Raw genomic sequence first — 10,961 nt, forward strand, 5'->3', positions numbered from 1 at the left:
AAAAGGAAAAAGCCATATCCTTCATCCGAGACAAACAAGGCTCCGGTTCCCTTGTAATTGCATCAGAAGACACAACCAGACTCGATTTTGGCAGAATCATTACCTTATAAACAATTTAGCCAATCAAAAGCTCCCCTCCCGGACCGCCCGTGAGGGGAGCTTTTGATTGGTGTAAGAAACGCAATGATGATACGAGAATAGACCATAAACCGTTTGTTTGGTATAATAAAATAGAAGTGCTTATCGGTTGAATTAAGTGAGGATATGCGAGACGGCGGCTTTTATGGAGGTAGTGGCGTGAAAAAAACGCTGATCATTATTGTTGATCTTTTGATAATGGTATTGATACTTTTCTTCATAGTTCAGTATGCCAATACTAAGATGAAGGAAAGTAATAAGAGAGTCGTCGAGGATTTTGAGAAGATGACGATCACTGCGGAACAGATCATTATGAATTACCTGGAGGACGAGCAGCATCTTTGCGATATTTGGGCGAACTATATTAATCGATCCGCTGAGGCGGGATCGCCAATGACCGGTGAGGAAGCAATTTCTTTTATCAGAAAGGCAAAGATATCTTCGAGTATTTATGGACATCTTATATTTCTTGATAAGACCTCTCAAAGTGGGATATCTACTAATGCGAGCTCAAAGGATGCAAATGATTATTCGGTTTCATACCGCAATCTTAACATTTTTGACAACATTGATGAGATAAGTAGAGAAGTTGGTAAGGTTAACTTAACAAGAGCGTATACTAATCCCCAGAATGGAGTGCAGTCAATGGCATTTCTTAATTACGTAAAAGTTCTGGATGAGTCAGATGGGCAGCTTTCAGAGGCAATTCTTATGCGCGTAGAGCCTGTCAGTATACTTGAGGATAAGCTTGTATTTCTTAAAGGTGAGTATGAAAACGTAGAGATTTCTCTCATTAACAAGGAGGGAGAATATCTGGTCCATGGTAAATCGCTGAAAAATTCCAACTTTTTTGAATATTATAAATCCTATAACGAAGCAGACATTGCAGATTACAACGAAATGCGAGATAAGGTCACTTCGGAGACAGGAACCATGACAATGAAAAACTCAAAAGGAGAAGAATGTTTAATATCCTACACTCCTTTGAAATCAATGAATACATGGTTTCTTTTGGCTTATATACCAACGGGTGAACTTAAGGCGGCAAATACAGTTGTTGACTGGCTTTTGCTGGGAATGGTGACGCTTGGTCTTTTATCCCTCCTTATCTTCAATTACCTGATACTGATGCTCTATAACAAAAAGCTTGCGGAGGCTGCAGAGGCTGCTAATCTGGCAAATGAGGCAAAATCGCACTTCCTATCCACTATGTCTCATGATATCCGCACACCTATGAATGCGATTCTGGGACTTAATGAAATGGTCCTTAGGGACAGTCACGAGGAAGAAATCGTGGCATATTCGGAAAGTATAAGGACAGCAGGAAAGACACTTATGGGCATTATCAATGATATCCTTGATCTTTCCAAGATAGAAGCAGGGAAAATGGATATCATCGATGTTGATTACAGCTTTGTCTCAATGCTAAATGACCTTGTGAATATGGTTCAGGGAAAAGCGCGGGATAAGGGCCTTTCTTTTGACATTGAAGTTGATAGGGATATTCCGGCTATATTGCACGGAGATGAGATACGAATTAAACAGGTCATCACCAATATCCTTTCAAACGCTGTTAAATACACGAAAGAGGGTTCGATCACTTTTAAGGCGGGATTTAAGAAGATGGAAGAAAACCCCGATTCTGTAAAACTCATAATAAGTGTAAAAGACACAGGAATCGGGATAAAACCCAAAGATATGGACCGCTTGTTTGTTGCCTTTGAGCGTATCGATGAAAATAAGAACAGAAACATAGAAGGAACCGGCCTTGGCATGAGTATAGCCCAGAGCTTTCTGCGAATGATGGGAAGCAGTATTGAGGTTGAAAGTCAATATGGCAAGGGGTCAACTTTCTCATTTGAACTGGTGCAGGGAGTCAGGGACTGGAGTCCTATTGGCAACTATAAGGAGACCTTTAAACGTGCTGTTTCTGAGAGGGAAAGATATCGTGAAAGCTTTACAGCACCTGATGCCAGACTTTTGGTTGTTGATGACACAGAGGTCAATCTTTTAGTTTTAAAGAATCTGCTAAAACGTACTAAAATGCAGATAGATACGGCAACAAGTGGAAATGAAGCAATAGCATTATATAAACGAAATAAGTACGATGCTATTTTTCTTGATTATATGATGCCTGAGAAGGATGGAATAGAGACTATTACGGAGATGAAAGGAATCCAGGATTCGCCTAATACCCTGACGCCGATCATATGTCTTACCGCCAATGCTATTTCGGGTATGCGCGAAATGTACATAAACGCAGGCTTTGACGATTATATTACGAAGCCAATTGACCCGAAGAGGCTTGAGGTGCTGCTTTTTGAGTATCTGCCAAAAGAGAAGATTGCTCCTGCATCTGACGATAGCAGCGATGGAGACTGTTTTATCCCGGATTTTGTTTGGAAGATCAGATCCATTGATGTAAATGCAGGAATCCTTCACTGCGGAAGCCAGAAATCTTACATGGATACGTTAAAGACATATTTTGATTCCGGACAAAAAAATGCAGAAGAGATAGAAAAATACTGGAATGGAAAAGATATTAAGAATACTACTGTAAAAATACATGCGCTTAAGAGCACCTCCCGTGTGATTGGTGCGATGGAGCTTGGAGATTTTGCGGCACGTCTTGAAAAGGCCGGAGAAGAAGGAGATGTCAAAACTCTTGAAACGGATATAGAAAAACTTTTGATCATGTATCGTAATCTGCTTACAGAGATGGAAATGCTTGGAAGTATAGATGGGGGCGTGGAGGGCAGTGACAAGCCTTTGATCTTAGAACAGGATATAAAAAAGACCTATGAAACTATTTCAAAGCTTTGCGAAGCTTTTGATTTTGACGGTGTGGTAGAAACTGTGAAATCCCTTGAAAAGTACAGATTTCCGGAGAGTGAAGCTGCAAAATTTGAAACCATAAAAAAGGCTGTCGACAATTTTGATTATGATCTGATACCTAAAATCATATCAGGCTAAAGCAAAAGAGAAATTCTTTTGAATACTGAAAGGAGTCAGCATGAAGATAAAAACAGTGAGAATGGCAAAAAGGATGCTGGGATTAACATCGGCTTTAGCAATGGTGTTTTGCTTTACTGCCTGCGGACAAAAAGCGGAAGAAAGCACTGAGTTTAAACCTGCTTTGTCTTCTGAAATATCATGCCAGATCAAGGTTGCAGGAGACTATTCAAATTTCGAATCCCTTGAGAGCGAGTTTGAACGCTTTTATGAGTACTATCCAAATGTCAGCCTCAATTACGTAAATCTTGATGACTATAGAAACACGATAACTAGCGCACTTATGAGCGATGAGGCTCCTGATATATATGTTACGGCTTCGTGGATGCTGGAAGATGATAAAATGGCTCCTGTTTTTGAAAATGCGGAGGTTCTGTCAGATCCTGCCCTTGATATCAATCTGGAATGCATTAGAAAAGGCGCAAGATGGACTTTGGAAAATGGGGATGTGGTTATGCTTCCTATATTCACCAGGTCCTATGGAATGCTTGTGAATATGGATCTTTTTGAAAAAAATGGTCTTGAAGTTCCTGAAAATTACAGTGACCTTGTGGATGCATGCGATAAGTTCAAGGCAGCAGGGTATGAAACACCTGTCATGGGAGCAAATGGTCTGACAGTTGCAGGAATGTACTATCCGTTTGCTTTTCCGCTCTTTTGTGATGAGGTCCTCAAAAAACCTGAATCTGTAGAACCACTTAATTCTATGGAAAAGTCAGCGGGTGAGATGATGCGCCCGGCCCTTGAAAAAATTAAAACTTTTGTTGATAAGGGATATATGGATCCTGAGCGGTGTTCAAATGAGATAGAGGATGATTACAATGCCGTTATCATGCGCTTTTTTGAGGGAGATGTCCCTATGATGCTAGGAAGCGGAGATATGGTTTCAGGAACCCAAAAGAGAGAGAGTAAGTCTGAAGCCTTTGTGGCAAACCCCTTTAAATATAAATTCTATGTGGTACCAATTGGAGATGAGGGCGGATATTTCCTTGATTCTGTCAATCTGTTCTTCAGTGTAAATAAAAACAGCCCTAATCTGGACATGACCAATGAATTTATCAGATTCATCATGAGAGAGAAAGAACTCGGTAATATGGCGGCAATCAAGAGACTTATCACTCCGACAAATGATTTTTCTTTGGATGAAGTTTACTCATCTCTTGAGGGATTTCCGGAGGATAGATACTTTAGCTATCAGGAGACAGGACTAAATGATGCTGTTAACAAGGAGTTCAGGGCAGCGGCATATAATGTTGCAAATGGCATTATGACTGTAGATGAAGCTATAAGCGGGTACGGCAGTTTGTGGGAGTAACTGCTGCCTGCGGAAAGGAAATAGAATGGAAGAGCGCGTAGTTGTTGTGGATGATGATGTGATCATATTGAAAAATGCGAACACGGTTCTTTCGGAAGCGGGGTTTAAGGTTACATGCCTAAAGAGCGGACGGCTTTTGCTGGATTATGTAAAAAAGAATGAGATAGATATGCTGCTTTTGGATATCAAGATGCCGGAGCTTGACGGCTTTGAGACCATGAGCCTTCTTAGAAAATGGGAAAGAGAAAGCGGGGCAAAAGAAATACCTGTTATCTTTTTTACCGCAAATGATGATTGTGCATCGGAGACAGCAGGACTCTCATTGGGGGCTATGGACTTTATAAGAAAGCCATTTGTTGCGGATGTTTTAACCCTTCGTGTAAGGCACCTTCTAGATCTTATCAGATTTCAGAATTATCTCCATGCAGAGGTAGAACGCAAGACCAAGGAAATAGAAGGGCTCTCACTCCATGTGGTACATACCCTTGCAGATGCGATCGATGCCAAGGATGCCTATACAAAGGGCCATTCAGGAAGAGTTGCCGAGTATGCAAGAGAAATAGCAAAAAGAGCCGGTTATTCTTTTGACAGGCAGGAAGAAATATACATGATGGGGCTTCTTCACGATGTAGGTAAGATCGGCGTGCCTGACGCGGTGATCAATAAACCGGGGAAGCTTACAGACGAGGAGTTTGAAAAAATAAAGACACATCCCGAAAGGGGCGCAAGGATCCTTCAGAATATTGAAGAAATGCCAAAGCTCGCCATAGGAGCAAGGTGGCACCATGAGCGCTACGACGGAAAAGGCTATCCGGACGGATTATCTGGCGAGGAGATTCCGGAAGAGGCCAGGATCATAGCTGTTGCTGATGCCTATGATGCAATGACCAGTAACAGAAGCTACAGAGGCATTATCCCTCAGGATGTGGTCAAAGGAGAGTTTGAGAAAGGCTTAGGAACTCAGTTTGATCCGCATTTTGCGGCTATTATGCTTGAAATAATAAATGAAGACGTGGACTACAAACTTCATGAGGGAACATAAGAGGGATAAATCTATTGACAAAAAAAATTAATGCTTTTATACTTTAACTTAATAAACCGTTGCGGGAGAGTAAGTAACCGATATGTGAGCATCACAGCTAGTCGCAGATGGTGAGAGTGCGATATGTAGCATAACGGCGAATGGACTTCCAAGGGCAAACAGAAAAGGGTTATACCTTAGTATGGGCGACGGGGCAGGACTCCCCGTAATAAAAGGTCAGCATATGTATGTATGCGTTAAGAGGGCGTCTATGACGTCAAGCAGGGTGGCACCGCAGATGATTATTTTATCTGTCCCGGCATTTTAACAATGCAGGGGGCAGATTTTTTTTGCTTTAAGAAATCTGCTCCGAAACAAAAAACCAAAGGAGAAAAGATATGAAAAAAGCACAGATCACAAAGAAACTAATGTCAATTGGAATGGCCGCAGCTATCGGCCTTGTAGCAGCAGGGTGCGGCTCTTTTAGCGCCGGCACCACAGGAACTAGTGACCAGGCAGGTACAGGAGCTAAAGAGTACAAGATCGGCATATGCAATTATGTTGATGATGCTTCTCTTAATCAGATCGTAGATAACATTCAGAGTGAGCTAAGTGCCATAGCAGAGAAGGAAGGCGTTACATTTAATATCAAATATGACAATTGTAATGCAGATGCAAACGTCCTTAATCAGATTGTGGCTAATTTCCAGGCTGATGATGTAGACCTGATGATAGGTGTAGCTACACCTGTTGCAATGGCTATGCAGGGAGCAACTGATGGTAAGGATACACCTGTTGTGTTTTCTGCAGTATCTGATCCTATTTCAACAGGGCTTGTAGCTTCTATGGATGCTCCCGGAGCAAATGTTACAGGTACATCAGATATGCTCAATACAGAGGCAATCATGAATATGATCCTGGCAGCAGATCCTGATATTTCAAAGGTTGGTCTTTTATATGATGCAGGTCAGGATGCATCCACAACAGCCATCAAAGATGCCAGGGAATTTCTTGAAGCACATAATATCGAAGTCGTTGAACAGACAGGAACAAATGTGGAAGAGGTTACTCTTGCAGCCAATGCACTGGTTTCTGCCGGAGTAGAAGCAATTTTCACACCAACAGACAATACTATTATGACAGCTGAGCTTTCAATCTACGAGATCTTCCGCGAGGCAGGTATTCCTCACTACTGCGGAGCTGACTCTTTTGCACTTAACGGAGCTTTCCTTGGATTTGGTGTTAACTATGCTGACCTTGGAAAAGAGACTGCTGATATGGCAGCTGACATTCTGCTAAATGCAAAGGATCCCGGCAGCGTTGCTGTGAAGACTTTTGACAATGGTATTGTAACGCTCAATGAAGAAATGATGGAGGCTCTTGGTATGGACATGGAGAGCGCAGAAAAAGCTTTTGGAGCCTATGCTTCATCAATCCAGACCATCAAGACCGCTGAGAGTTTTGAATAATTATTTATAGAGGTTAAAAGAAATGATATCCCTTTTTCAAACTGCTGTTGAGCTGGGACTTATCAGCTCTCTTACAGTACTTGCTTTGTATATGAGTTATACCATGCTGAATGTTTGTGATCTGTCAACAGACGGAGCATTCACCATGGGTGCTGCAGTAGGAGCAGTGGTTACACTGGCAGGCCATCCTTTTCTGGCACTTCCTGCAGCAATGCTGTCAGGTATGTTGTCCGGCTTTGTGACAGCTCTTTTACAGACTAAAATGGGCGTTGACAGCCTTCTTGCGGGCATTACTGTCAACACAGCTTTGTATTCTGTTAATATAGCTGTAATGGGAAAGTCTTCGCTGCTTAATCTTAACAGTTCAGGAAGCATTTTTTCATTTGCTTCAGACCTGTTGGATGGCAGTGCTGCGGATCCTTATTCCAAGCTTATAGTGATAACTCTTATAGTTATGGTGGTTATGATCTGTATCGTTGCATTCTTAAGGACAAGGCTTGGACTTGCCATAAGGGCAACGGGAGACAATCCTGATATGGTCAGATCTTCATCAATCAATACTGTTGCTATCACTATTACAGGGCTTTGTTTGTCCAACTCACTTACAGCTCTTTCGGGATGTCTTTTGGCTCAATATAACAAATCCGCCAACATTGACATAGGAACCGGAATGCTGACAATTGCTCTTGCATCCCTTCTTATTGGCAGGCTCTTTTTTAGAAATAAGGGAGTAGGTCATGGAGTAATAGGAGCTGTGATCGGGGCTATATTCTTCAGACTCGTCTATACAATGGCACTCAGGCTCAATATGCCAGCCTTTATGCTAAAACTTGTTTCTTCCGTAATTGTCATTCTGGCAATAAGTGGACCTTATTTCCTTGGCAGGATGAGGAAGAAAGGAGGGGCCAATGCTTAAACTTCAATCTGTAAACAAGACCTTTGGCAAAGGCACAGTCAATGAGAAAAAAGCCCTGGGCAATATTAATCTTGATGTGAAAAAGGGTGATTTTATCAGTATCATCGGATCTAATGGCGCAGGAAAATCAACTCTTTTAAATGCTATAAGCGGTGTGTTTGAAATAGATAGCGGAAGTATCATGCTGGACGGCGTGGATATCACCAGAATGTCCGAACACAAAAGGGCGGCAGTAATAGGCAGGCTCTTTCAGGACCCAATGAAGGGGTCAGCTCCTTCCATGAGCATAGAGGATAATCTGTATCTGGCATCAGGCAAAAGAGGCTGGTTTTCTCATATGACAAGCGCAGACAGAAAAGAATTCAGGGAAAGACTAGCACTTTTGGGCATGGGACTGGAAGACAGGATGAAGCATCCGGTAGGTCTTTTATCCGGTGGACAGAGGCAGGCGCTGACACTTCTGATGGCTACCTACAATGTTCCAAAGCTTCTTTTACTGGATGAGCATACGGCAGCTCTTGACCCTGCAACAGCGGAGAAAGTTCTTGCTCTGACTAAAGATGTCATAGAAAAGAACAATATAACCTGTCTTATGATCACTCACAATATGCAGTCCGCCCTTGATCTGGGCAACCGTACGATCATGATGAATGATGGCGAGATCATATATGATGTTGAGGGCGAGAAAAGAGCTAAAACTACCGTTGAAGATCTTTTGCAGCTCTTTAAGGACAAGGCAGGTGAAAAACTTACTAACGACAGGATGCTTCTTTCATAATAAATGCGTTTTTTGTATTTATGAGCCCTAGATATAGAGATAAATGAGAAAACGTGATATAATCGTGAACGTTGCGTTTATATAAAATTAAATGCAGAATATATTTTTTTAAGGAAGTAGTAATGAAAGAAGAAAAGAAATTAGGGCTCATGGCTCTCATACTGATGATCTTTACATCAGTATATGGCTTCAACAATATCCCGAGATCTTATTATTTAATGGGATATGCAGCAATACCATGGTTTGTTATTGCTGGTATTTTATTCTTTATACCATTTGCATTTATGGTAGCAGAGTTTGGCTCTGCATTTAAGGACGAAACAGGTGGTATGTATTCCTGGATGTGCAAGTCAGTAGGTCCTAAGTATGCATTCATCGGAACATTCATGTGGTACACATCATATGTACTTTGGATGGTAAATGTTTCATCAGGTATCTGGGTACCTGTATCAAATCTTATTTTTGGTGAGGATTGCACATCAAGCTGGTCTTTCTTTGGTTCAAAAATCCTTTCCGGTTCAAGACTTCTTGGTGTCATGGCAATCATCTTTTTTATCTTTATCACATACTTTGATTCAAAGGGTATTGATAAGATTAGCAAGGTGACATCAATTGGTGGTACAGCAGTTCTTGTGATCAACATCATGGTGGTTGTTGGTTCAGTAGTTATGATCATTGCTCGTCATGGTCAGCTTGAGCAGCCATTTTTAGGCGCAGAGTCTTTAATGGTTCCTCTTAACACAGCTTATCAGGGCAGCCCGATCATGATCTTATCATTTATTGTATATGCACTTTTCGCTTATGGCGGAATCGAAGCAGTTGGCGGACTTGTTGATAAGACAGAGAATCCAAAGAAAAACTTCCCTAAGGGAATTGTGGCAGCAGCTTTGGTAATCGTAGTTGGTTATGCTATTCTTATCCTGCTTGTAGGCTCATTTACAAACTACAGCGAAATCCTTGGAACAGATAGCATTACACTTGGAAACGTCTCATATGTGATCATGTCAAACTTTGCAGCAGCGTTTGGTAAGGTGTTTGGTGCTTCTGTTGCTACTCAGGCTGCTCTTGCTCACGGATTTGCCAGAGTATACGCGCTTATTATGCTTCTTGCACTTATGGGTGCTATGTTTGCACTTGTTTATTCACCTCTTAAGCAGATTATCGACGGAACTCCCAAGGAGCTCTGGCCGGGTAATATGGGTGAGATCGCAGAGGACGGTATGCCAAAGAACGCCATGTGGATCCAGTGTGCAATCGTTTGTATCATGATTCTTTTAGTTTCATTTGGTGGCGATACAATGCAGCAGTTCTTCGTGATCTTAACAGCAATGGTAAATGTTGGTATGACAGTGCCATATATGTTTATTTCATTCGCATTCCCTAAGTTTAAGAAGATGAAGAACATCGACAGAAGCTTCGAAGTATTCAAGACTCAGAAGTCTGCAAATATCTGGGGCTATGTTGTAACACTTACATTGTTCTTTGCAAATGCATTTGCTATTATTCAGCCAGCCATCGAAGGCGACTGGAAGACTACCTTCTGGTCATTAAGCGGTCCGGTTATCTTTGGGCTTGCTGCATTGATCATTTATAAGCGTTATGAAAAGAAATTAGCAGCAGGTGAATTCAATAAAGAAAACACTGATGACGTTGATGATGAAAATGAAAATGTTGTAACAGAATAATAAATCGACTATTACAAAGCTATTTTGAGGCTGAAAATGCTTCAAAATGGCTTTTTTGTTTTGCTTTAAATCCAGGTGTTTAACTGCACCTGGAAATTTTTTTGAAAAAATTTAGATGTAACCATTGCAGCTACAACTGCCTTGAAGTAAAATAGTGGCAGGAGGAACAAAAATGCAGATATCAAGCAGATTTACGGTTGCACTTCATATTTTTACATGCGTGGATACGTTTAAAGACGAACACAAGGTAACGAGCGATTTTCTTGCAGCCAGTATTAATACCAATCCTGTCATCATCAGAAAGATTCTTACTCAACTTAAGAACGCAGGGCTAATAAATGTTATCAGAGGAACGGGCGGAATAGAGCTTACGAGAGATCTTAAAGATATAACTTTTTATGACGTGTATCAGGCAATTGAGCCTTTGGAGAATGGAAATCTATTCAGATTTCATGAATCGCCAAATCCAGAGTGCCCTGTTGGTAGGAATATCCATTCGCTATTGGATGATAAATTGAAAAACATCCAGGAAGCTATGGAATCAGAGATGAAAAAATACACTCTTAATGATTTAAGATCCGGAATGCAGGAACTGTTGGCAAAAGAAGCTTAACAATGAGACTCTGA

At 41.3% G+C, this 10,961-nt stretch carries 8 protein-coding genes; all 8 read left to right on the forward strand.

Annotated elements, in window-relative coordinates; genetic code table 11:
- The first annotated feature begins 297 nt into the window (after window positions 1–297).
- The 8 genes from E7303_RS17465 (at window position 298) to E7303_RS17500 (ending at window position 10,947) form a co-directional block, all read left to right on the forward strand.
- Entirely contained in the window at window positions 298–3,111 is a 2,814-nt protein-coding gene (locus tag E7303_RS17465) for an ATP-binding protein (protein ID WP_292146739.1), read from the forward strand.
- 40 nt (window positions 3,112–3,151) lie between these two features.
- Window positions 3,152–4,465: an ABC transporter substrate-binding protein gene (locus tag E7303_RS17470; protein WP_292146741.1), complete on the forward strand. Its 1,314-nt coding sequence runs from the start codon at window positions 3,152–3,154 to the stop codon at window positions 4,463–4,465.
- 25 nt (window positions 4,466–4,490) lie between these two features.
- The gene (locus tag E7303_RS17475; RefSeq protein WP_292146742.1) at window positions 4,491–5,507 is read left to right on the forward strand and encodes an HD-GYP domain-containing protein; all 1,017 of its coding nucleotides are present in this window, start codon (window positions 4,491–4,493) and stop codon (window positions 5,505–5,507) included.
- A 377-nt stretch (window positions 5,508–5,884) separates the two neighbouring features.
- A complete protein-coding gene (locus E7303_RS17480) occupies window positions 5,885–6,955 on the forward strand; it encodes an ABC transporter substrate-binding protein (protein WP_292146743.1) in 1,071 nt (356 codons plus the stop codon).
- Window positions 6,956–6,977: 22 nt separating this feature from the next.
- Window positions 6,978–7,871: an ABC transporter permease gene (locus tag E7303_RS17485; protein WP_292146744.1), complete on the forward strand. Its 894-nt coding sequence runs from the start codon at window positions 6,978–6,980 to the stop codon at window positions 7,869–7,871.
- Complete coding sequence (locus E7303_RS17490; protein WP_292146745.1) at window positions 7,864–8,649, forward strand: ABC transporter ATP-binding protein; 786 nt, start codon at window positions 7,864–7,866, stop codon at window positions 8,647–8,649. The genes E7303_RS17485 and E7303_RS17490 overlap by 8 nt, the downstream gene beginning before the upstream one ends.
- A 122-nt stretch (window positions 8,650–8,771) precedes the next feature.
- The gene (yjeM, locus tag E7303_RS17495; protein ID WP_292146746.1) at window positions 8,772–10,334 is read left to right on the forward strand and encodes a glutamate/gamma-aminobutyrate family transporter YjeM; all 1,563 of its coding nucleotides are present in this window, start codon (window positions 8,772–8,774) and stop codon (window positions 10,332–10,334) included.
- A gap of 172 nt (window positions 10,335–10,506) precedes the next feature.
- Window positions 10,507–10,947: an Rrf2 family transcriptional regulator gene (locus E7303_RS17500; protein ID WP_292146747.1), complete on the forward strand. Its 441-nt coding sequence runs from the start codon at window positions 10,507–10,509 to the stop codon at window positions 10,945–10,947.
- The last annotated feature ends 14 nt before the right edge of the window (window positions 10,948–10,961 follow it).

Source organism: Butyrivibrio sp., assembly GCF_015056685.1.
In the GTDB taxonomy this organism is placed as follows: Bacteria; Bacillota; Clostridia; order Lachnospirales; family Lachnospiraceae; genus Butyrivibrio.

Coding starts and splice junctions, on each gene's coding strand:
- E7303_RS17470 (WP_292146741.1), top strand. CDS start 3,152: ATGAAGATAAAAACAGTGAGAATGGCAAAAAGGATGCTGGGATTAACA.
- E7303_RS17475 (WP_292146742.1), top strand. CDS start 4,491: ATGGAAGAGCGCGTAGTTGTTGTGGATGATGATGTGATCATATTGAAA.
- E7303_RS17480 (WP_292146743.1), top strand. CDS start 5,885: ATGAAAAAAGCACAGATCACAAAGAAACTAATGTCAATTGGAATGGCC.
- E7303_RS17485 (WP_292146744.1), top strand. CDS start 6,978: ATGATATCCCTTTTTCAAACTGCTGTTGAGCTGGGACTTATCAGCTCT.
- E7303_RS17490 (WP_292146745.1), top strand. CDS start 7,864: ATGCTTAAACTTCAATCTGTAAACAAGACCTTTGGCAAAGGCACAGTC.
- yjeM (WP_292146746.1), top strand. CDS start 8,772: ATGAAAGAAGAAAAGAAATTAGGGCTCATGGCTCTCATACTGATGATC.
- E7303_RS17500 (WP_292146747.1), top strand. CDS start 10,507: ATGCAGATATCAAGCAGATTTACGGTTGCACTTCATATTTTTACATGC.